Here is a 22,091-nt window from a genome sequence, read left to right as displayed (position 1 = left end):
ATTATTATGGCTAAAACTTGTTAACGCATTACGAGGTCCAACCTGGAAACCAAAGTTTTCCCCCGATTTCTTTGTCAAGCACTTGTTTTACGTTGGGTGACGTTTGATAAATGTGAATAAATTTTTTCAGCTGTTCGGCTCGTTCAGGATTTTTTTGGGCAAAATCATCCCGGGTGACAAATAAAATCGCATAGCGGTTGTTGGTGGTATCATCAAAGACTAAAGCTTGATTGGGGTCAATGGTTTTGGCTAAGCGCAAATAATGCGGGTAGCTAAACACCAAATCAGCATCATCAACCGCTCTTGCGGTCTGCGGGCCTTCGACTTCAACAAATTGCAATTGTTTTGGATTGCTGCTGATATCGCTTAAGTTAGACAGAAAATTATTTGGGTCTTTTAGCCCAATTAATTTTGCCTGTTGCAGCAGTAGTAGCGCTCGCCCTTGATTAACAGGGTCATTTGGCACCACCACACGAGCACGCGTCGGCAGTGCCGCTAGGCTTTGGTATTTTTTAGAATACAAACCGACATGGGTGGCAACCCCTTTCCCCAAAGCCGATAGCTTATACTCTGGATGCTGTTTGAGCGCATTGGTTAAAAACGGCTGATGTTGAAAATAATTGGCATCGATGTCGCCACTGTTAAGTGTTACATTTGGGGTATTCCAATCCGTAAACTCGACTAATTTGACGTTGATACCTTGTTGTTTTGCCGCCGCGACTGCTTCTTTAAGTGGATTGGCAAAAGGCGGGCTAATACCGATGGTTAACGGATTGTCTTTGGTGACGTTTGATGCTTGGCTTTTATTGTAAAATGCCCAGCTGCTCAGTAACACCAAGACAGCAATGATAGTTACCCCTAAAACAGTAGCACGATGTTTTGCTGCGATTGCCATAATAGCTCCTTAAAAATGATGGTTTAAAAATAGCTGCTTAGAAATAGCTGCTTAAAACATAAAAAACTGATAACGCTGAAAAAAGTCCTCTAAACAAGCCCTTAACATCGAAAGCTTTGCACTGGGTGTGAACTGGGTAACCGCTCACCTTTGCCAATGAGCTTGTGGCGTAGACTGCCTTGTTTGTATTCGGTTTTGAAGCGTCCACGACGTTGTAGCTCAGGAATGACATACTGGATAAAGTCCTCGTAAGACTCAGGCGTGACCGTGCGAGTGACGTTAAAACCATCAATTCCTGTCTCGTCCACCCAGGTCAACAACGCCTCAGCCACTTCGCGCCCATCACCCACGATTAGCGGATAGCGTCCCCCTAACCGATGCTCGGCTATCAGCTGCGCTTTGGTAACCTGCTGCCGAAAGCGCTGGTTCACCGACGCAATGCTATTGGTTTGTTGGTAGGCAATCACCTCATCATCGGCATACTGTGATAAATCAATCCCCACCGAACTTGAGTAATGTGCCAATTTTGCCTCGCTACTTGCATAGCCTTCATACTCTGCCAGTTTTGCTTGGGCAAGGTCGTGACGCTCGTCAGTCACTACCGTTATCCCCATCAGCACTTTGATGTCATTGGGATTGCGACCTTGTGCTTTTGCCAACTGGCGAATCGTCTCCACCTGCCGTTTAATCGCTGATTTTTCGCCACCCTCAATAAAAATCGCCTCCGCGTGCTGGGTAGCAAATGCCAAACCTTTGGCTGATGCCCCTGCTTGAAATAGCACTGGCGTGCGCTGAATAGACGGCATCACTTGAAAAACGCCGTCACTTTGGTAAAAACGCCCTTGATGGTGAATCGCTTTTACCTTGGCAGGATCAGTGAAAATGCGCGCCTGTTTGTCTATTTTGACTGCATCGTTTTGCCATGAGCCTTCCCAAAACTGGTAGCACAACTGCAAAAACTCGTCCGCTTGCTCATAGCGTAAATCATGTGCCTTTAGCCCTTGATTACCAATCAATCGCTCAGCACTGTCCAAATACCCTGTCACGATATTCCATCCCAAACGACCTTGGGTTAAGTGATCTAGACTCGCCATACGTCTAGCAAATTGATAAGGCGTCTCATAACTTAAATTTACAGTGATACCAAAGCCCAAATGCTCGGTCACCGACGCCATGGCAGACACCAAGGTGGTCGGGTCATGGCTTGGCAATTGCACCGACTCTTTAAGGGTCACATCAATGTTATGTTGATAAACGTCATAACAGCCTGTGATATCCGCCAAAAACAACCCATCAAACAGCCCTTGCTCCAAGGTTTTTGCCAAGCCTGTCCAATAGCTAAGCTCATTGAATCGATAAGATTCATCCCTTGGGTGGGTCCACAAACCATGATTGATATGCCCAGCGCAATTCATATCAAAGGCGTTTAGAATAATCGGCTTTGGCGGGTTATTTTCTTGTTTCACCGTCTCACCCATCACAACGTCCCTCGCCGTGGCGGCAATACCCCATTGAGTGCATAGTTGGCAATAAAGTAGTATTTCCACCGTGCCGCATCGTGCAAGGTATGCACCCGTGCGTTTCGCCAATACAGGTCTAGCCCTTTGTCACGTTGGCTACCGCGACTGCCTGCCAGCTCAATGAGCTGTGAGGAGGTTTTTAGTGCCACTTCGGTGCTTAATGCGCGCACTGCCGCGACCGCCAATGACGCTTGGGCAATATTTTGCTCATTGGGCGTTGGACGAGCGGCATCGATGGTTTGGGCAGCGTGTTTGAGTAATACCTCCACCGCTCGCACATCTGCCGCACTGCGCCCAATTTGCAATAGCGTGAGTGGGTCATCGGTGGCTTTATTCACGCCCGAATCAATCCAAGGGCGAGCTTGCCGCACTTGTACCAAGGTTTCTTCAAACGCCCCACGTGCAATACCTGTCTCAATGGCGGCGTGCAACAGCTGGGCAAACGGCCCGCAAACCGTTGGACTTTGATAGGCTTTATCAAAAGCAATGACATCGTCTTTATCCACAAAAACTTGGTCAAATAAGACCGTGCCTGAGCCTGTGGTACGTTGACCAAAACTTTGCCAATCATCAATTAGCGTGAGACCTTTGGCGTCTCGCTGCACAAATGCCAAAAATTCGCCGTCGTTGTCATCTTTTACCAAAGTCGGAATACGGTGTGCAAACAGACTGCCTGTGCAGTAAAATTTTTCGCCATTGATTAGATAACCGCCTGGCGTTGAGGTGAGTTTGGTGGTTTTATCAACGGCATTTTTGGGCTTAAACTCAGCCAGCGCATTGCCTAGCCGCGCCCCTTGTAATACTTCAGCAAAAATGCGTTGCTGCTGGGCTTCTGTCCCCGTGTTTTTTAATACTTCTAACGCATAGTAATGATTTTGCGGAATTTGCCCAATCGCCCCATCTGCACCACTCAACAGCGCAATGATTTGAGCGACGGTCCAACTTGATACATCAGCGCCGCCAAAGCGTTTTGGCACGGTGATTGCCCATAACCCTGATTGGCTCAAGCTGTCAATTTCTGCAAAGGGTAATAGCCGTTCGCGGTCTCGTTTTATACGCGCTTGTTTAAACGATTGGGCAAGCTGATAGGCGATTTCTAACGCTTCGTTGTCCGACTTGATGATATGGGCGACGGGCGTAGGTTTGACTAGCGAAGCTTGAGCGTCCCTTACTGGACGGGTGATGGTATCTGACATGGTGTTTTCCTTACTTTCTAAATCCAAGCATGACGGTTGGGCAATTTGTGATTTAAGTAATAATCGCCCAATGCGTGCAACTTCCAGCGCACTGGGTCATGCAAAGTATGCACGCGGGCATTTCGCCAATGCTGATCCAAGCCATGCTCGCTAAGTGATGAACGACTACCGCCAATTTCAAACAGTTTTTCAGAAATCGTGAGAGCGGCGTCATTGGCATATACTTTGGCTTCTGCTACTTTGATAGACGCGAGTGCTGCCTCTTCTGCGGTGACAAAATCCAATCTATCCAGCGCATCCAAATAATCAGCCGCTTCTTGCAGTAATAGGGTAGCCGCATCCAAGCGTACTTTTAACTTTCCCACTACTTGTAGCAAATACGGCTCAAAGCGCGCAGCTTCGACATTGGCATCGACAATGGGACGGGCTTTTTTTGCCACAGCTAAGGTGTCTTCAAACGCCCCTTCCGCAATGCCGACATCAATCGCCGCTTGTATCAGCTGAGAATACGCCCCACGATACGTCGGTGCATCGCTGAGCAAGCGCTCATCAAAAATTAGCTCAGGTAGGACTTTGACTTGGTTGAGTTTGACCGTGCCGCTTGAGGTGGTACGCAGTCCAAAACCATCCCAATCATCTACTACCTCAACGCCCGTTGCGGCTTTATCAATAATGGTGAGTACCACATGACCCTCAGGGTGTAAGGCTTTAATCGCCAAATAATCGGCAAAACTGCTGCCTGTTGAATAGAACTTTTCCCCGTTAAGATAGTAACCATTGTTGGCAATGGTCAATGTCGTTGCCAAGGTTTTGCTGTCTTTGGTGTCACGTTCTGGCCCGCCATTGGCTAAGCGACTGCCTGACAAAATCTCGCCAAAAATAAAGCGTTTTTGACTGTCATTGCCGATGATGTTGATGATATTAAGTAGGCTGATTTGATTTTGTGGAATCAAACCAATATTGGCATCGGCTTTGCTCAAAATACGAAAGATGTCTGCCAAGGTGCGATTTGACACTTCGGCGCCGCCATATTGTTTGGGAATACGTATGCCGCCAAGCCCAGTTTGGCTAAATAAGTTCATCACTGCAAAAGGCAATTGACGTTGTTGGTCGCGCTCGTCGCGATTGATGAGGGCAAAATCCGCCACTTGCTTGGCAGCTTGAATGGCTTGCTCATCAGTGACAATGCGTTGCGCTGGGGCATATTTATCAAATGGCTGATTAAAATCCGTCATGCTAATTCCTTACCGCTAAATGCTTGAATAAGGCATCATGGTAAAGATTTTTTTTCGCAAAGATAACCAAGATATTTTGCTATCTATAGCAAGAAATATGATGAACAGCATGTCATTTGATTGATTGGGTGACCATAAAAAAAGCCCATTAATTTTTTAATGGGCTTATATCAGGGCTTAGACCAACAGGTAAATTGTTGGATGAATTTCAAATTAATAACAAAGCTAATTTATCGCCATAGGTTTTTTCAAACCATCAAAAATATCCCCACTGTCGGCTATAATTTACTGTCAGCTGATATTGATTTTCATCAATACCCGCTGCTTTAAGGGCTTTTTTTAACTCCCACGTATCAAAGACGGCTTGGGAGCAATGATTGCTAAAGCCAAATTGCGCTAACACCGTCTTTGGCAATGGGATTTGACTTTTGATAGTGGTTGATTGGGTGATCATAAATTTATCCAATAGCTTGCAAACACATGGTTAGAGAGCCAATAGCCCAGCGGCAGATTGACCAAAACACCCGCTGTAAACGCAAGTACAGGTTTAATGCCCACGCTTGCCAATGCTTTAAATCGCGTTGTCATACCAATGGATAAAAACGTTAAGGTAAAAAACCAACCGCGATAGTCTTTGATAAGACCTAATGCTTGTTTATTAAAAGCTTCAGCGTTGGGTGCAATCAATACAAATAAGGTAGTGATGATTGAGGCAATAAAAAAACCGATAATAAACTTAGGAAATCGACGCCAAATCTCTGATTTATCAATTCGCTCGTTCGTTGAAGCACGCTCCCAGACAGTGACCGATAAATAAGCTGCCAAAAATGCCCATAATCCAACAAACATATCTCGGCCTACCACTTTCATTAATGTAAAGGCTTGGGTAGCAGACTCATTACCAATCGCTTCAACCGCTGCAAAACCAGCAGCATCTGCAAATTCAGACGTTCCAATCCAGGCACCGGCAATCGCAGGTGGCAAATCCAACAACTTACAAGCAAATGGCAGCGCAAAAATCATAATTACTGCCCACACAATCACCAACGAAATTGACGCCGCCACATGCTCATGCTTGGCTCTACAGGCACCGCCAATGGCAATCGACGCTGACACCCCACACACCGAGCCACCTGCCCCAAGGGTCGCTGCAAATCGGTTATCAAGCTTAAACACTTTTGTTGCTACGAAATAAATGGTAGAAAAAGTCACAACCGAAACAATTAAGGCTTGTACGATGGCCGCCGGACCCGCTTTTAAAATCGTAGTGAAGGGTAAGGTTGCCCCCATTAAAACAATACCAATTTTGACATAGTATTCGGTTCTCAGCACTTCCTTTAATTTATCAGCAATTGAGGTAAAATTGCCAATTAACAGACCTATGAACAAGGCTACCAAAGGACTTTCTAGTTGCCATGCTTTGACAGTCTTATTACTGCTTAAAATCAAAATGCCCGCCGCCATCAAAAACAATAGGACAAATTTGGCTAAAAATGGGGGTAACTTTATTTCAGGTTGCGCGGATTTGGCACCCAAAAATAGCAATAACCCGAAACCAATTCCTAAGCTTAGCAGTCCTAGGATTGAATGGCTAACTAGGTTAAATAACTCACTAAAGTCTGACCAAGGTTTTATTTTAACATTTAAGTTGGCAATAGGTATTTGCGATATATACAAGGTGCAAATCACTACCACAATAAATAGTCCCAGTACAACCGACCAATTATCCTCATTTTTTAAAAATTTCATGACCGCACGCTCCTTTCTCCCAGTATTGATATAGCACTTGTATCAAATGAAAAAGGCATTATTCCATAAATTATTGATTACACTTAGTAACCATAACTGATATGAATATAATAAATTCTGCTAACAGGCGCTACTGTGAGCGCATAATGTTTAGGTGGATTTTACTTACTGACTTAGCACCAATAAAAGCACTGAGCAAAGCTTCGGCTAGCCCAGACAGAAAAATCAAATCGATTAATTTTATCATTAAAAAAGCCCATTAATTTTTTAATGGGCTTTTGCTCAATAAAGGGTGCCAAAGGGTGGCAAAGAGTGCCAAAATGTGTCAGTGGCTTGCCATTGAACGATTGACAGACTCAATGCACCGCTAAAATCTTATCAAGCACAATTTGCTCAAGTGGCGCAGTTTTAGTCATGTTATTACGGGGATGGGGCAATAAGATTGGCAAGTCCAGTCCAATTTTGCCGTGTTCAATTAAAATCACCCTATCAGCCGTGATGACCGCTTCACTGACATCATGGGTCACTAAAATCACCGTAAATCGATGTTCTTGCCATAATTTGACCAATAGTTGCTGCATATCAAGACGGGTTAACGCATCGAGCGCCCCCAATGGCTCATCAAGTAGCAACAGCTGTGGACGATGAATAATCGCTCTAGCCAAAGCCACTCGCTGCTTTTGTCCCCCTGACAATGCCGATGGCCAATCATCAGCTCGCTCTGCCAAGCCGACTTCCGCTAACGCTTTTAACGCTTGCGCTTTCCAATCTGGCGTTTTTAGCCCAAGCCCCACATTTTCCAGTACCGTTTTCCAAGGTAATAATCGGTCATCTTGGAACATCAGCCGCGTAGATTGTCGCCATGCCTGAGGTGACATTGCTTGATTGGCAATTGACATGGCTGTCAACTCCCCACTACTCGCCGTTTCTAACTGCGCAAGTAAACGCAGCAGCGTGGATTTGCCACAGCCACTGTGCCCGACAATAGCGATAAAATCACCACTTTGAATGTGCAAATCTAGGTTTTTAATGACTTCTCGATTGTCAAATTTTTTGACCACATTTGTTAAGCTTAAAGCCAATCCTGCTGAGGTTTTTAATGGCGTTCTGGATGACGCTGACAATGGCGTTGACATTAGTGTGCTCCTTGTTGGTAAGCGGGGTGCCATTTGAGCCAAACAAATTCAAGCTTTTTGGCAATAAAATCGGCTAAAAACCCTAATAATGCATAAACCAAGATTGAAAACATAATGATATCAATCTGAAAAAACTCGCGAGCGTGCATGGCTAAATACCCAATGCCTGTGGTGGCCGAAATGGTTTCCGCCACAATCAGCGTCAGCCACATAATGCCCAATGAAAAACGCACCCCCACCAAAATACTCGGTAATGCCCCAGGTAAAATCACTTCTTTAAACAATGCCCAACCTGTTAAATCATAGCTTTTTGCCATCTCGACCAGATGTTTATCCACATTACGCACACCATGATAGGTGTTCAAATAAATCGGAAAAAATGTGCCAACTGCCACCAAAAAAACCTTTGCCGCTTCATCAATCCCAAACCACACGATGACCAAGGGAATTAATGCCAAATGTGGGATGTTTCTCAGCATTTGAAAGGTGGTATCCAATAACGTGCGAAATACAGGCAAAGTGCTGGTCAACAGCCCAAACCCTAACCCAAACAACCCGCCAATCAACAACCCCGCAAACGCTCGCAGCGCACTAATACCGAGATGCTGCCAAAGCTCACCACTTTTTATGAGTTCATAGCCCGCTTGAACAACGGCATTGGGTGACGAAATATTTTTAAGGTAAGCCTCAGGCAGTAATTGAAAACTTGCTACCAGTTGCCAACCCGCCAACATGAGTAACGGCAACCACCAACCCCCTGTACGCCCAAATAGGGTTTTAACAACCTTGCGGGTTGACAATGTCTTGACTGGCGCATTCACCCTTATCGGTTTCGTCGGTAGCGGCTTTGATGCCGCTACCACTGAATTATCCGCAACAAAACTTGACGTTTTCATAAACAACCTCTCACTGCAAATTTATCAATGCAACTTTATTAATGACTGTTAAAAGCTTAACTGTCGGCTGTATCGCTTCAAAGTAGTAAGCGCAAGCTAGCGTCATAAAGATTACCTATTCTTTTTTTACTAGCTTTTTACTAGCCATAGTTTTACTTGGGTGGATACCAGACAATATCTTTTACCTGTATTTGTTTTGGCAGCAATTTATTTTTATAAAAAGTATCCGCTTCTTGCTGCTGGGCTTGAATGATGTCATCGGTGATATAGTTGACACCGTAATTTCTTGATTTCACCGAGGCTAACGCCACGTCAGGTTTTAGATTGGTGACTTTTTGGATCATTTTGCTAAAAGTTACCGGGTCAGCGGTAATCGCTTTATCCGCTTCATCAATGGCTTTGACAATGTCTTTAATCACATTGGGGTGTTTTTGAGCAAAATCCGTTGATGCCAAATAAAACGATGTATTATTGGGCTTAAGACCTGTAGCGTCGGTCAAAACTCGCGCTTTTAGCTCAATTTTGGCACTCGATAGATAAGGCTCCCAAACGGTCCAAGCATCCAATTTCCCCGATTCAAAGGCAGCACGGGCATCAGATGGCTGTAAATACTTGACATCTATGTCAGCAAAACTCAATTTGTCACGTTCCAATGCTTTTAGTAACGTATAATTAGCACTAGAGCCTTTAGTCACCGCCACAGATTTACCTTTTAATTCAGCCACTGACTTTAAGGTTGAATTGGCGGGGACAATGACGGCTTCAGACTGTGGTGAAGGTTTTTCATAGGCCACATACACCAGATTACTACCCGCGGCTTGGGCAAAAATAGGTGGCGTGTCCCCTGCGGTGCCAAAGTCAATATTGTTGGTATTTAGCGCTTCTAGCAGCGGCGGTCCCGATTGAAACTGCACCCAATTGACTTTGATGCCTGATTTTTCGAGCGACTTTTCAAGCAGCTTACTTTCACGCAAATACACCAACGCCCCTGAACTTTGTAATCCGATACGCACTTCTTCAAGTGGTTTTGCATCACCGCTCTTAGTGTCATTGGTCTGTGCTTCATTGGTGGTTGCCGCATTGGCAGATTTGGTGGTATTTTGCTGGCAACCTGATACTAGCAAGCTAATACTAAACCCCGAAATAAGTAGAGCAGAAACTTTTCTCATTACAACACCTTATGCAATATTTAGGACAATTTGTCCTTATCCTCAAAATTTTTCATTTTTTTCGAGATGAAATGCTATCAAGCGCTATCAAACATCATCGAATGGCGCTATTATTCCACAGAATAATAACAAAGCTTAATAATTATAATTGATAAGAATATAGCGGAATTTGCTAACCGCTTTAATTTATTGTTTATTGATAGCGGAAGGGTGTGTGGACAGATAAATGCTATTCTGCGTAGAGAAAAACATAGGGCGCAATCGCTACAGCCAGTGCTGGACCGTTCATTTATTCGGGGTAATAATAGCGGACAAACATTCCTAGATTGTTGTTCGTGTATTTGTAAAATGCGTTATTTTCTTAGTCATGCCGTGAAATAGCCTGCCATAGGATATCAAACAAAGGGTCAAAGTCAGCCGTCATCGGTTTGGCAGCGTGTCTTAACACGTGCATCAGCCCCAATCGGGTGATAAAACCCATAAACACATCTAATAAGGTTTTAAGCGAGACATTTTGATTAAGCTCCCCACGCTGCTGCCCATCCGACAACACTTGCAAAAAAGCTTCCATCAAATCCTTGTTTTCATAAATGGCAATATGTTGATAGTGGGAGACAGGAATCGCTGTAGAAAAAAACAATACCGCATCAGGATTGTGGTCAACAAAATCAAACATCACCCATAGCGTCTTACGCAGCCGGTCTTTAACACTATCAATACCGCTCAAATGGTCAATCATTCGAGCGGCTAGGCGACTAAGCACTCGATCTAAAATCACATAAATCAGCGTGTTTTTATCGCCAAAATATTTATACAAGGTCTGCAGTGACACGTTCGCGTGTTTTGCAATTGACTGCATAGTCACACTATCCGCAGCGACCTCGCTCTCATCACTGGCATACAGCGTAATCACACTTTTTTCGATTTTATCTAAGGTTGCAGGTCGTATCTGCGCAAGTAAGGTTAAATCACCCACTGTATTACTAGGACGTCCAAGCGTCATTGGCTTTTTCAACGCAGTCATAATATTCTCTATTTAGATATTTAAAAAATAGTAATATATATTACCATATCCACAGACAATATTGTTCTCATTTTTTATCTTTGTTATGATGGCGGCATTATTTGGCTCTTTAATCATAATCTTAGGGTTTTTATTTGGTATTACATTGGTAATATAAATTACCTTTATAATATAATTTAAGGATAAATAACTATAAATACCCGAGCAATTTTTTAAGGTAGTAATTAATATTACTATTATAACGGTTTAATTAATCTCTCAATAACGAACGAGGAATCAAGGATGATCAACCATTTTGAATCAAGCTGGATGAGCGAAGAAGTCGCCATGCTAGAAGATACTGCCAAGAAGTTTTTTCAAACTTGGATTGACAAAGACATCGAGTGGCGAAAAAACGGCATGATGGATAAAGAAGCATGGCTTGAAGCAGGCTCGATGGGCTTTTTATGTGCGTCGATGCCTGAAGAGTATGGCGGTGCCGGTGGCGACTTTCGTCATGAAGCGGCATTGATTTATGCCCAAGCCGATGCGGCCTTGAGCGGATTTGGTGGCTTTTTGCATTCAGGTATTGTGGCACCTTATATCTTGCATCATGGCAGTGAACAGCAAAAACAGCGTTGGTTACCAAAAATGGCAACGGGCGAATTGGTTGGTGCGATTGCGATGACCGAGCCAGGTACGGGGTCAGATTTGCAAGCTATCAAAACCTATGCCGTTAAAGACGGTGATGACTACATTTTAAATGGTTCTAAAACTTTTATCACCAATGGCCAGTTAGCTAACCTAATTATCGTCGCTTGTAAAACCGACCGCGAAAAAGGCGCTCAAGGTGTCTCTCTCTTGGTGTTAGAAACCGATGGTTTAGCAGGCTTTGAGCGGGGTCGCAACTTAGAGAAAATCGGTTTATCGTCACAAGATACCTCAGAGTTGTTCTTCAATAATGTGCGTGTCCCACAAAAAAACTTATTGGGCAGTGTGGAGGGCATGGGCTTTATTCAGTTGATGCAAGAGTTGCCACAAGAACGCTTAATCATTGCGTTAGCGGCGGCGGGGGCGATTAAGAAATCGATTGAACTTACCATCGAATATACCAAAGAACGTCACGCCTTTAACAAGCCTGTGTGGTCATTCCAAAATACCCGATTTAAACTTGCCGAATGTAATGCCGACTACCTTGCCGTCAGGGCGATGTGTGATGCGGCACTCGAGGCCCATCTTAACAAAAAACTGACCGTACAACATGCCGCTCTATTAAAAGCCTTTACCACGGATAAACAAGCCAAAGTCACGGATGAATGTTTACAGCTATTTGGTGGCTATGGTTATATGCTGGAGTATCCGATTGCCCGATTATATGCTGATGCCCGAGTGCAAAAAATCTATGGCGGTACCAATGAAATCATGAAAGAGTTGGCGTCTCGTTTTATGTAACTCATCGTTTTATATGGCTGCGCCACTTTTTAGTTAGCCTAGATATTAGTATCAGATGTTAGGATTAGCCATTAGCAATTGACAAATTTTAATCATGATTAAGGAAAATCAAATGAGTAATACCGCTTATATTTATGATGCTATCCGCACGCCGCGTGGCAAAGGCAAATCCGATGGCAGCTTGCACCAAGTCGCTCCAATTTGGTTAATCAGAGAACTACTGACAAATTTACAGTCGCGCAATCAGTTGGACACACAGTTGGTGGATGATGTGGTACTAGGTTGTGTCACCCCTGTTGGTGAGCAAGGCTCGGATATCGCCCGAATTGCGGTAATTGATGCCGGTTGGGCAGAATCGGTGGCAGGTGTTACCCTATCACGGTTTTGTGCATCAGGGTTAGAGTCGATTAATTTAGCCGCAAGCAAAATCATGTCGGGCATGGAAGATATGGTGGTGGCAGGTGGCGTGGAGTCTATGAGCCGTGTCAAAATGGGGTTAGACGGTGGGGCCTGGTACATGGACCCACGCGTCAATACCGCCACCGGCTTTGCCCCACAAGGCATCGGCGCTGATACGATTGCGACATTAGAAGGCTTTAGTCGCAGTGATGTTGATGCATATGCCACCGAGTCTCATCACAGAGCCCAGCAGGCTTCTGAGCAAGGGTATTTTGCTAAATCAATTATTCCTGTTAAAGATATCAATGGTCTGATGATTTTAGACCATGATGAAACCATTCGCGCGGATACCAGCGTTGAACGCTTGGCAGAATTAAAGCCCTCGTTTGCCATGCCAGGAAAAATGGGCTTTGATAAAGTGGTCTTAGATAAATATGCCACGATTGAAAAAATTAACCATGTGCACCATGCTGGTAACTCATCAGGTATCGTTGACGGGGCCGCGTTATGTCTGCTTGGTAGTCAATCAGCGGGACAAGCGGCGAATTTAAAACCCCGTGCCAAAGTCACGATGGCGGCAGTGGTGGGGTCAGAACCGACGATAATGCTAACAGGTCCGACACTGGCCGCAAGAAAAGCCTTAGCCCGAGCGAAAATGCAGGTGTCTGATATTGACCTATGGGAAATTAACGAAGCGTTTGCAGCGGTGCCAATGAAAACGGCAAAAGATTTAGGGCTTAATATGGATATCGTGAATGTCAACGGTGGTGCGATTGCTATGGGACATCCATTAGGCGCAACAGGAGCAATTTTGATTAACACCTTGTTAGATGAATTGGAGCGTCGTGATTTGACCACTGGACTTGCGACCTTATGTGTCGGTGGCGGTATGGGTATTGCCACGATTATTGAACGTGTTTAGGGTGTGTCCCTATTTGGATAATGAGGCTGAAAATAGACTAAATCGCTAGCAAAACAAGGCAAATTGTGCAGATAATATTGGAATATTGTCAAACAATTTAACGCAGTTTTGCCAGATTTAGGCATTTTAGGCCATTAAAAATACTTTGTTCCGAATTAGGGACACGCCCTAAGTCGCCTATTTAATTGAATTAAAAAACTGAAGAAAAAAGGATGTTTCTATGACCAGTCTTACCAGCCAAGCGGCGAATCAATTGGCCAATTTTTCTGCCACTGACGACGATAATATTGTCATTTTGACCATTCAACAATCTCGCAAAATGAATGTGCTTGATGAGCATTTTAGCAATGATTTAGAAAAAATCGCTCAAAGTTTTGTTCAAGACAAAGACAGCAAAGGGCTTATCATCACCAGCGATAAAGATAGCTTTATCGTGGGTGCCGATATCGACCAATTTGCCAATATCCAATCCCCCAAGCAAGCTTTTGATTTTGTTGAACATTTCAAAAAGGTGTTACGCAGCCTTGAAACCTGCGGTAAACCTATCGTCGCTGCATTAACAGGCACTGCCTTAGGTGGCGGGCTTGAAGTGGCGTTGGGCTGTCATTATCGCATTGCCGTTGACCAACCGAATGCCAAATATGGCTTGCCTGAAGTCAAATTGGGCTTATTACCTGGGGGCGGTGGTACGCAGCGTTTAATGCGTCTTGTCGGTATGCAAAAAGCGTTAGAGTTGATGACCCAAGGTACTAAGCTTACCACCCAAGCCGCTCATCAGCTTGGCATTATCGATGCGGTAGTTACTGATAAAACGGCACTGATTGAACAAGCCAAACAGTGGATTCATGAACATCCAACCGCTCAGCAGCCTTGGGATGCCAAAGGCTTTAAAATCCCTCAAGGTAACGCCCTAACCCCACAAAATGCCCAAATGCTGAGCATTGCCCCTGCGATGGCAAATCAAAAATCGCATGGCAACTACCCTGCCATTACCCACATTTTATCCTGTGTGTTTGAAGGTAGCTTAGTGGACATCGATACTGGTCTGGCGCTTGAGTCGCGCTATTTTGTCGCCTGTGCCATGTCACAAGTGTCAAAAAATATGATTGGCACGCTTTGGCACCAACTCAACAGCATCAACAAGGGCCAATCTCGTCCAAAATCTATCCCGACATACCAAACCAAAAAAGTCGGTGTGTTGGGCGCAGGGATGATGGGTGCAGGTATTGCCTATGTCTCTGCTAAGGCAGGCATTGACGTGGTATTGCTCGATACCACGATGGAAAATGCGGATAAAGGCAAAATGTATTCAGAAAACTTGCTGAATAAAGCGATTGCCAAAGGCAGAAGCAATGATAGCAAAAAACAATCCTTACTGGATAAAATTCAAACCACCACAGATTATGCAGATTTAGCGGATTGTGACTTGGTGATTGAAGCGGTGTTTGAAGACCGTGATATTAAAGCCAAGTGTACCCAGCAAACAGAAGCAGTCACCGCTAGCGATGCGATTTTTGCGTCAAATACCTCAACCTTGCCAATTACCGGTTTAGCCAAAGCGAGTGGCCGTCCTAAGCAATTTATCGGCTTACACTTTTTCTCACCTGTCGATAAAATGCCGCTTGTTGAAATCATTATGGGCGAGCAAACCGATGAAACTACGTTAGCCAAAGCCTTTGACTATGTGTTACAAATTGGCAAAACGCCGATTGTGGTCAATGATAGCCGTGGTTTTTATACGTCTCGCGTGTTTGCCACCTATATCACCGAAGGCTCTGCCATGCTCTCTGAGGGCGTCCATCCCCGATTGATTGAGGTAGCGGGTATCAAATCAGGTATGCCAGTCGGACCGCTGGCACTGCAAGACGAGGTGTCTTTAGGTCTGATGCTGCATATTAATGAGCAAACCAAAAAAGACTTACAAAAAGAAGGCAAAGAAATGCCGCATCACCCCGCCGATAGCGTGGTCGAGCTGATGGGCAAAACCCACGGGCGTTTGGGTAAAAAAGTTGGCAAAGGGTTTTATGACTACCCAGAGGGAGGTGAAAAACAACTGTGGTCAGGGCTATCAAACTTATTCCCCGTTGCAGACACGCAGCCTACTCAGCAAGAGCTTATTGACCGCTTTATGTTTATCCAAGCCAATGAAACCGCTCGTTGTTATGAAGAAAACGTGATTAATTCAATCGCAGATGCCAATATCGGCTCTATCTTTGGCTGGGGATTTGCCCCGCATCATGGGGGTACCTTGCAGTTTATTAATGCCTATGGCGTTGATAATTTTGTCGCACGCAGTCAACAACTTGCCGAGCGTTATGGCGAGCGCTTTGCCCCTGCCCAAGTTTTAGTAGCGATGGCAAAGGCGCATAAGGAGTTTGTTAATGAATGACGCCATAGCTGCACTGGGTATAGCTGACTGCTTAACAGGGCTAAAAGTTATTGACTTATCACGCAACTTGCCGGGTCCATTTGCCACAAGACTGCTCGCTGATTTGGGGGCAGATGTGATCAAGTATGAACCCAAGTCAGGTGACCCTGCCCGGGCATTAGGCAATTTGTTTGATGCTTTAAATCATGGTAAAGCTTGTCACAAAATGGACTTTAAGCACCCCGATGACATTGCTAAGCTTAAAAGCGAAATTGCCACCGCTGATGTGATGATTGATAGTTTCCGCCCCAACGTATTAGAAGGCATGGGACTTTCGCCACAGGCACTGCTTGCGGAAAACCCAAAGCTGGTGATTGTTTCCATCACCGGTTACGGCACGACGCCCAACTGGGCGGATAAAGCCGGGCATGATATCAACTTTATGGCAATGAGTGGCGTACTTGACCAACTCAAAACCGCATCGGGTGAACAAGCCATGCCCAATGTTCAATTTGCCGACTTGGCTGGCGGGAGTGACACGGCGATCATCGCTTTATTAGCGGCCGTTGTCAATGCCAAGCTAACTGGCAAAGGTCGCCATATCATCATCAGCATGACCCATAGTTTATACAACCATTTGGTGATGCCAAAAGCGACGGGGAAATTTGTCAAAGCATTAACCCAGGTAACACCGACGCCTGAGCAGGATTTTTTAGGCGGCGTGCTGCCATGTTACCGGCTATATCAGACACAAGACGGTCGTTATATGGCAGTCGGCTCGCTTGAGCTAAAGTTTTGGCAAGGCTTGTGTCAAGCGTTAGATGTTAATGAACATGCGGCTAGCCATTGGCAAATGGGCGTACTGCCTACTCATCCGCAGAGCCAAGCCGCTGCCCAAGCGATTGCCCAAAAATTTGCCTCGCAGCCACTTAGCCACTGGCAGCGCTACTTTACCCAATTTGATGTGTGCGTGACGCCTATTTTAACCTTGGCAGAAGCCGCCTGTCATGAACTATTTGCTAATCAAGATGAGTATGGTAATGTTAAGCCTTGGTGTGAAATAGATTCATTCACTCAGGATTGCAACTAGGCTATTCATTTGCGTCACTATCAACTCAAAGGCACAGCGATTGATAGTGATCAAAAAGCGCGGCAATACGCGCACCCTAATAGGCGCATGGACAAAATCTTCTCAAGCGCCTATTAGCCTATTTTCTAAGGACAGAAAAAGGATAACAACATGGAAAATTTTTGGACAAAATTTTATGACCCTGACACCGCCGCACACATTCCTGCTTTAACTGATCAATCGTTAATACAATTTTTTGATGATCATTTAACATCCTTTGCCTCACGAGAATGCACCAGCAATATGGCGCGAGCGATGAGCTACAAAGAAGTGGATAACGTCGCACGCCTAGTAAGCCGCTGGCTACAAGCCCAATCCTTAAGCGCAAATGCCAGTGTCGCTATCATGCTGCCTAATGTACAAGCGTATTTACCGGTCATGATAGGTGCGATTCGCTCAGGGTATGTTTTGACGCCGATTAATCCGCTACATACCGCTCGTGAATTAGAGTTTCAGTTGATTGATGCCAATACTGAAGTTATTTTTATTTTAGAAAATTTTGCTCACACTTTACAAAAAATCATTGATAAAACCCCAGTGAAAAAAGTCGTGATTATTAGTCTAGGGGACTTGTTAGGATTAAAGGGTAAAATAGTCGATATCGCTGTAAAATATGTCAAGAAAATGGTAGCGCCTTACCAAATTGACCAAAAGTATCAGCCATTACGATTGGGTCAAGTGTTAAAGGCGGCTCAATCCATGCCTTACCAACAGCCATCCAAATCACTGGATGATGTTGCCTTTATCCAATACACCGGCGGCACCACCGGCAGACCCAAAGGCATCTTGCTGACCCATCGAAATATTTTGACAGCAGTTGAACAATACTATCAGTGGTTTTTGCCGGTACTCAACCAACAAAAAACTGTCGAACAAGTATTCCATAGTATCCTAGCGTTGCCGCTGTATCACATTTTTGCGTTTATCTTTTCCATGTTAGGCATGAAATCTGGCATGCGCATGACCTTGGTGACCAACCCTAAAGACATTGCCGGTTTTATCAAAATATTATCTGCTAAGCCGTTTCACATTCTTCCTGGGGTTAATACTTTGTTTCAGGCATTAGTTAACCACCCCGATTTTAAAAATGTCGATACCCGTGAACTAAAATTATCAATCGCCGGCGGTATGGCAGCCACACCCGCCACCGCCAAAGCTTGGCTTGAGCTTACGGGCTGCCCATTAATAGAAGGATGGGGCATGTCCGAAACTATCGGTGCAGGCACGTGTAACCCCCTCACCAATCATGAATACACTGGCGATATTGGTCTACCTTTGCCGAGTATCGATATCAAAATCTGTGATGATGTGGGCAAGGAAGTGGCGTTAGGCGAAGTGGGTGAGATTTGTATCAAAGGTGATAATGTGACTATAGGCTATCATAACATTGACAACACCGATTATTTCTTACCTGAAGGCCATTTAAAGACAGGCGACATTGGGATGATGATGCAAAACGGGCATATCAAATTAATGGATCGCAAAAAAGATATGCTGATTGTCAGTGGCTTTAATGTCTATCCAACCGAAATTGAAGCGGTACTGTTAAATCACCCGAAAGTCCAAGAATGTGCCGTGATTGGCGTTGAAGATGCGCTTCAAGGGCAATCGGTTAAAGCCTATATTGTCAAATCAGATGACAGTTTGACGATAGATGAGCTTAAAGCCTTTAGTCATGAGCAATTAACCGGGTATAAACGGCCCCGACAATATACGTTTATTGAGCAATTACCCAAAACCGCGGTTGGCAAAATTCAAAAAACTGAACTGCGGTTACTTGAGAAAAATAGTAAATAATGGTGTCAGCCCAAAGAATGGTCAGATGTTTACCTTTCAATCCCCGAAAAACCACGTAAACCCTTGATATCACTGCAATAAAAAAGCCCCAATCAATCGACTGGGGCTTTTGGAATATGGTAGGCATAATCTGACTCGAACAGACGAAAACCTTTAAGTTAAATTACCCTAAATTGCATGTTAGCAAAATCCATTAGATATAGGACTTACGCAAAAGCAAAATTTTTTGCGTAAGTCCTAATATACAAGTTATGGTTTAAATCAATACGATAGTTTATTGCTGAAATGAGAAAGCCGTTAATGGGGAGTCCCAATAACGGCTTACAAGTTCAATAAAAACAGGTGTTTTGACTAAATTGTCGGCTCAATCTTTTCCCCATCTTCTTTGATAAAGGTTTTGGTTAAGGGCGTATCAATCAAATCTAGTACAACTTCGGAAGGACGGCACAGCTTAACGCCTTTATCACTCACAACGATTGGACGATTGATTAGAAGTGGGTCAGCTAACATAGCTTGAATAAGGTCATCATCAGTCAAACTAAGGTTATCTAGCCTATGTTCAGCGTAAGGCGGCACATTTACACGCAGTAATTGTCTTGGGGTAATACCCATTTTGGTAATTAAATCACGCAGGGTTGTTTCATCAGGTGGGTTATCCAAATACTGAATAACAGAAGGCTCAATGCCCTGATGTTTGATAAGAGCAAGCGTGTTGCGTGATGTGCCACAGTTAGGGTTGTGGTAAATTGTAATATTTTGCATACTTGTTCCTTTTTAAGTTTTAAAATTATTGAATTATTGGCAACCAAATTGCCAATGCAACCAATGTAGCCACCAATACAGGCAAGGTTAAAATAATACCGACTTTAATATAATAGCCCCAACTCACCGTAATATTTTTACTGGCTAAAACGTGCAACCATAATAAGGTAGCGAGTGAGCCAATCGGGGTAATTTTCGTGCCTAAATCACAGCCTATTACATTGGCATAAATCATGGCTTGCTTTATCATTGGGTCATGGATAGTCGCCTCATCAATCGCTAAAGCTTGAATTAGCACCGTTGGCATATTATTCATTACAGATGAAAGCCCTGCCGATAATAACCCTGTTCCTACTGTAGCTGTCATCATGCCATGATTAGCGAGTTGGCTTAACTCATGAGCTAAATAATCGGTCAGCCCTGCATTTTTTAAACCATACACCACCAAATACATACCCAATGAAAATATCACCACTTGCCACGGGGCATTTTTGACAATCGGCAGCACCGTTATTTTTTTACCCATTTTCGCTACCACAAGCAACACCAACGCGCCAACCCCTGCAATGAAGCTAATGGGTACACCTATAGGCTCAAGCACAAAAAAACCCAACAAAAGTAACGCCAACACCACCCAACCCATGATAAAGGTATTTTTATCCACGATAGCCGATTGTGGGTTTTCGATTAAATCCAACGCATAAACCGTAGGAATGTCTTTATGATAAAACCCATACAATACCAATAATGAGGTGACAACCGCTACCACGTTTACTGGTATCATCACTTTGGCATAATCGGTAAAAGGGATTTTAAAAAAGTCAGCCGACACAATATTTACCAAATTAGACACCACGAGCGGAATACTGGCGGTATCAGCGATAAATCCTGCTGTCATAATAAAAGCAAGGGTAGTCGCAGGGGAAAAGCGTAACGTGGTTAAAATCGCAATCACAATGGGTGTTAATATCAAAGCCACACCATCATTGGCAAACAATGCCGATACCACCGCCCCAAGTAGCACAATAAACGCAAACAACCGATTACCGCTACCTTTTGCTAATCTTGCAACGTGCAAGGCGATATAGCGGAAAAAGCCTGCTTCATCAAGTAACAGACTAATAATGATAATAGCAATAAAGGCAAAGGTAGCGTTCCAAACAATATTCCACACTACAGGAATATCGGCAACCGTTATTACCCCTAATAGCAAAGCTATCCCAGCCCCGATACTGGCAGTCCAACCGATACCCAAGCCTTTAGGTTGCCATATTACAAATATCAAAGTCACTAGAAAAATGAGTAATGCGGTAATCATTGACTGCCTATAGAAACCTGTTAAAATTGAGCTATACTATAATCTATATATTTGGATATGTAAATATATGAATAAAACAGACTTTCTCAAGGCGTTAAGCGACCCCACCAGATTAAAAATTGTGCAACTACTTAATCAGAAGCAAGCGTTATGCGTGTGTGACATCATCAGCGAGTTAGACCAACCACAGCCAACTATCTCACGGCATTTAAACCAATTAAAGCAAATCGGTATTTTAGAAAGTGAGCGTAAAGGCACTTGGATTTGGTATTCGATTAGTAAAGAGTTACCAAATTGGGGCAAAGCGGTAATTGGTGCATTGGAATTAAATTAACGGCGTTTCCTCGCTTAATTCAAAATACCTCTCGATGGGTGTTTTTCCCTTCAAAGCTGAATGTGGTCTTAGCCAATTAAGGCTATGTCTGAGCTGTTTTATTTTAGGGGAGAGTTACAGTCGGAAAAATCCAAAATAATAAAGCCTTGATCATCTTGATACGAGACCCCTTGTAGCCAGTTATATTCAGAACGCAACGTGGTAAAGTTGTTGTGGTTAGGCTTGATAACAGTGAGTTTGTCCGCTTCATTGGTCGCTTGAATGGTTTTATCAAGGTATAGGGTAAATTTGAGTTTTCTGTCGCCAAGTATTTTGGCGGTATCTTTTAAGGCTCGATAGGCATAGATTTCATTGACACGATTGGCGTTGGCAAATTCTTTGGCACTAATCAATACTCGTCTGCCGCCAGACTGCAAACGATGTAGTTTATTAACCGCCAGTGTTATCAAGTCATGCTCGGCTTCGGTCAAGTCGAAACCCGCTTCAATCAGCGTATTGGGTTTGATAATCATTACTTTATCAGCACCTTGATTGTAAAAACTTTGCATAGTCATGGGCTACTTGCTATCAATTGGCTCAAATTATTGTGAGCTTGATTATAGAAGTGAGCATGATGATGGGTAAAATCGTAATCTATGTTAATCTATGTCAGTTACAAAAGTTAATCAAAATTCATTCGTTTCAATGATTTAGAAGTTATTTTTCATTATTTATTTCGAATCGCTTTTAATGTGCGTTAAACTGCTAGCTTCACCCATCTGTACATTTATATTCACCTATCTGAACATCTTGATTCACCTATCTGTACATT

19 protein-coding genes are annotated in these 22,091 nt (G+C 43.8%); 6 read left to right on the top strand and 13 right to left on the bottom strand.

The features are described from left to right. Positions 1-28: 28 nt before the first annotated feature. The 10 genes from ACH0AB_RS08200 to ACH0AB_RS08155 all read right to left on the bottom strand — a co-directional run bounded on the left by ACH0AB_RS08200 (position 29) and on the right by ACH0AB_RS08155 (position 10,820). Positions 29-895, bottom strand: a complete 867-nt coding sequence (locus ACH0AB_RS08200) for a MetQ/NlpA family ABC transporter substrate-binding protein (protein WP_406877865.1) — start codon at positions 893-895, stop codon at positions 29-31. Between the two features lie 101 nt (positions 896-996). After that, positions 997-2,373 carry an LLM class flavin-dependent oxidoreductase gene (locus tag ACH0AB_RS08195; RefSeq protein WP_406877864.1) on the bottom strand — a complete coding sequence of 459 codons (1,377 nt, stop codon included), beginning with the start codon at positions 2,371-2,373 and terminating at the stop codon, positions 997-999. Continuing rightward, complete coding sequence (locus ACH0AB_RS08190; protein ID WP_406877863.1) at positions 2,373-3,611, bottom strand: SfnB family sulfur acquisition oxidoreductase; 1,239 nt, start codon at positions 3,609-3,611, stop codon at positions 2,373-2,375. The genes ACH0AB_RS08195 and ACH0AB_RS08190 overlap by 1 nt, the downstream gene beginning before the upstream one ends. 17 nt (positions 3,612-3,628) lie before the next feature. Beyond that, complete coding sequence (locus ACH0AB_RS08185) at positions 3,629-4,846, bottom strand: SfnB family sulfur acquisition oxidoreductase (protein ID WP_406877862.1); 1,218 nt, start codon at positions 4,844-4,846, stop codon at positions 3,629-3,631. Positions 4,847-5,102: 256 nt separating this feature from the next. Beyond that, positions 5,103-5,300, bottom strand: a complete 198-nt coding sequence (locus ACH0AB_RS08180) for a hypothetical protein (protein WP_204155600.1) — start codon at positions 5,298-5,300, stop codon at positions 5,103-5,105. Continuing rightward, positions 5,297-6,595 (bottom strand): YeiH family protein, encoded by a 1,299-nt coding sequence (locus ACH0AB_RS08175; protein ID WP_406877861.1) that lies wholly within the window; start codon positions 6,593-6,595, stop codon positions 5,297-5,299. The genes ACH0AB_RS08180 and ACH0AB_RS08175 overlap by 4 nt, the downstream gene beginning before the upstream one ends. Before the next feature lie 356 nt (positions 6,596-6,951). Further along, positions 6,952-7,731 carry an ATP-binding cassette domain-containing protein gene (locus ACH0AB_RS08170; RefSeq protein WP_406877860.1) on the bottom strand — a complete coding sequence of 260 codons (780 nt, stop codon included), beginning with the start codon at positions 7,729-7,731 and terminating at the stop codon, positions 6,952-6,954. Then, entirely contained in the window at positions 7,731-8,627 is an 897-nt protein-coding gene (locus ACH0AB_RS08165) for an ABC transporter permease subunit (protein WP_253852206.1), read from the bottom strand. The genes ACH0AB_RS08170 and ACH0AB_RS08165 overlap by 1 nt, the downstream gene beginning before the upstream one ends. A gap of 152 nt (positions 8,628-8,779) precedes the next feature. Further along, entirely contained in the window at positions 8,780-9,796 is a 1,017-nt protein-coding gene (locus tag ACH0AB_RS08160) for an aliphatic sulfonate ABC transporter substrate-binding protein (protein WP_406877859.1), read from the bottom strand. A gap of 361 nt (positions 9,797-10,157) precedes the next feature. Continuing rightward, a complete protein-coding gene (locus tag ACH0AB_RS08155) occupies positions 10,158-10,820 on the bottom strand; it encodes a TetR/AcrR family transcriptional regulator (RefSeq protein WP_227713380.1) in 663 nt (220 codons plus the stop codon). 282 nt (positions 10,821-11,102) lie between these two features. Here ACH0AB_RS08155 and ACH0AB_RS08150 point away from each other — a divergent pair, with 282 nt between their 5' ends. The 5 genes from ACH0AB_RS08150 to ACH0AB_RS08130 all read left to right on the top strand — a co-directional run bounded on the left by ACH0AB_RS08150 (position 11,103) and on the right by ACH0AB_RS08130 (position 18,866). After that, positions 11,103-12,251 carry an acyl-CoA dehydrogenase family protein gene (locus ACH0AB_RS08150; RefSeq protein WP_188875812.1) on the top strand — a complete coding sequence of 383 codons (1,149 nt, stop codon included), beginning with the start codon at positions 11,103-11,105 and terminating at the stop codon, positions 12,249-12,251. A 112-nt stretch (positions 12,252-12,363) separates the two neighbouring features. Continuing rightward, complete coding sequence (locus ACH0AB_RS08145) at positions 12,364-13,572, top strand: acetyl-CoA C-acetyltransferase (protein WP_406877858.1); 1,209 nt, start codon at positions 12,364-12,366, stop codon at positions 13,570-13,572. A gap of 220 nt (positions 13,573-13,792) precedes the next feature. Then, on the top strand, positions 13,793-15,961 hold the full coding sequence (locus ACH0AB_RS08140; RefSeq protein ID WP_406877857.1) for a 3-hydroxyacyl-CoA dehydrogenase NAD-binding domain-containing protein: 2,169 nt from the start codon (positions 13,793-13,795) through the stop codon (positions 15,959-15,961). Continuing rightward, positions 15,954-17,030: a CaiB/BaiF CoA transferase family protein gene (locus tag ACH0AB_RS08135; RefSeq protein ID WP_406877856.1), complete on the top strand. Its 1,077-nt coding sequence runs from the start codon at positions 15,954-15,956 to the stop codon at positions 17,028-17,030. The genes ACH0AB_RS08140 and ACH0AB_RS08135 overlap by 8 nt, the downstream gene beginning before the upstream one ends. Positions 17,031-17,180: 150 nt before the next feature. Further along, positions 17,181-18,866, top strand: a complete 1,686-nt coding sequence (locus ACH0AB_RS08130; protein WP_406877855.1) for an AMP-binding protein — start codon at positions 17,181-17,183, stop codon at positions 18,864-18,866. 351 nt (positions 18,867-19,217) lie between these two features. On the opposite strand, the gene arsC is transcribed toward ACH0AB_RS08130, so the two are convergent. After that, entirely contained in the window at positions 19,218-19,628 is a 411-nt protein-coding gene (gene arsC / locus ACH0AB_RS08125; RefSeq protein ID WP_065253430.1) for an arsenate reductase (glutaredoxin), read from the bottom strand. Positions 19,629-19,653: 25 nt separating this feature from the next. Next, complete coding sequence (locus ACH0AB_RS08120; protein ID WP_312535222.1) at positions 19,654-20,946, bottom strand: arsenic transporter; 1,293 nt, start codon at positions 20,944-20,946, stop codon at positions 19,654-19,656. A 67-nt stretch (positions 20,947-21,013) separates the two neighbouring features. On the opposite strand from ACH0AB_RS08120, the gene ACH0AB_RS08115 reads away from it, so the two are divergent. Further along, entirely contained in the window at positions 21,014-21,280 is a 267-nt protein-coding gene (locus tag ACH0AB_RS08115; RefSeq protein ID WP_065253432.1) for an ArsR/SmtB family transcription factor, read from the top strand. Positions 21,281-21,378: 98 nt separating this feature from the next. Here the strand turns inward: ACH0AB_RS08115 and ACH0AB_RS08110 are convergent, their stop codons facing one another. Continuing rightward, positions 21,379-21,834 carry a replication initiation protein gene (locus tag ACH0AB_RS08110; RefSeq protein ID WP_076775676.1) on the bottom strand — a complete coding sequence of 152 codons (456 nt, stop codon included), beginning with the start codon at positions 21,832-21,834 and terminating at the stop codon, positions 21,379-21,381. Positions 21,835-22,091: the final 257 nt, after the last annotated feature.

It is taken from the genome of Moraxella sp. 179-F 1C4 NHS (assembly GCF_045370505.1).
GTDB classification, from domain to species: domain Bacteria; phylum Pseudomonadota; class Gammaproteobacteria; order Pseudomonadales; family Moraxellaceae; genus Faucicola; species Faucicola tetraodonis.
This window is presented reverse-complemented; position numbering and strand designations above follow the sequence as displayed.

Coding starts and splice junctions, on each gene's coding strand:
- ACH0AB_RS08200 (WP_406877865.1), bottom strand. CDS start 895: ATGGCAATCGCAGCAAAACATCGTGCTACTGTTTTAGGGGTAACTATC.
- ACH0AB_RS08195 (WP_406877864.1), bottom strand. CDS start 2,373: ATGGGTGAGACGGTGAAACAAGAAAATAACCCGCCAAAGCCGATTATT.
- ACH0AB_RS08190 (WP_406877863.1), bottom strand. CDS start 3,611: ATGTCAGATACCATCACCCGTCCAGTAAGGGACGCTCAAGCTTCGCTA.
- ACH0AB_RS08185 (WP_406877862.1), bottom strand. CDS start 4,846: ATGACGGATTTTAATCAGCCATTTGATAAATATGCCCCAGCGCAACGC.
- ACH0AB_RS08180 (WP_204155600.1), bottom strand. CDS start 5,300: ATGATCACCCAATCAACCACTATCAAAAGTCAAATCCCATTGCCAAAG.
- ACH0AB_RS08175 (WP_406877861.1), bottom strand. CDS start 6,595: ATGAAATTTTTAAAAAATGAGGATAATTGGTCGGTTGTACTGGGACTA.
- ACH0AB_RS08170 (WP_406877860.1), bottom strand. CDS start 7,731: ATGTCAACGCCATTGTCAGCGTCATCCAGAACGCCATTAAAAACCTCA.
- ACH0AB_RS08165 (WP_253852206.1), bottom strand. CDS start 8,627: ATGAAAACGTCAAGTTTTGTTGCGGATAATTCAGTGGTAGCGGCATCA.
- ACH0AB_RS08160 (WP_406877859.1), bottom strand. CDS start 9,796: ATGAGAAAAGTTTCTGCTCTACTTATTTCGGGGTTTAGTATTAGCTTG.
- ACH0AB_RS08155 (WP_227713380.1), bottom strand. CDS start 10,820: ATGACTGCGTTGAAAAAGCCAATGACGCTTGGACGTCCTAGTAATACA.
- ACH0AB_RS08150 (WP_188875812.1), top strand. CDS start 11,103: ATGATCAACCATTTTGAATCAAGCTGGATGAGCGAAGAAGTCGCCATG.
- ACH0AB_RS08145 (WP_406877858.1), top strand. CDS start 12,364: ATGAGTAATACCGCTTATATTTATGATGCTATCCGCACGCCGCGTGGC.
- ACH0AB_RS08140 (WP_406877857.1), top strand. CDS start 13,793: ATGACCAGTCTTACCAGCCAAGCGGCGAATCAATTGGCCAATTTTTCT.
- ACH0AB_RS08135 (WP_406877856.1), top strand. CDS start 15,954: ATGAATGACGCCATAGCTGCACTGGGTATAGCTGACTGCTTAACAGGG.
- ACH0AB_RS08130 (WP_406877855.1), top strand. CDS start 17,181: ATGGAAAATTTTTGGACAAAATTTTATGACCCTGACACCGCCGCACAC.
- arsC (WP_065253430.1), bottom strand. CDS start 19,628: ATGCAAAATATTACAATTTACCACAACCCTAACTGTGGCACATCACGC.
- ACH0AB_RS08120 (WP_312535222.1), bottom strand. CDS start 20,946: ATGATTACCGCATTACTCATTTTTCTAGTGACTTTGATATTTGTAATA.
- ACH0AB_RS08115 (WP_065253432.1), top strand. CDS start 21,014: ATGAATAAAACAGACTTTCTCAAGGCGTTAAGCGACCCCACCAGATTA.
- ACH0AB_RS08110 (WP_076775676.1), bottom strand. CDS start 21,834: ATGACTATGCAAAGTTTTTACAATCAAGGTGCTGATAAAGTAATGATT.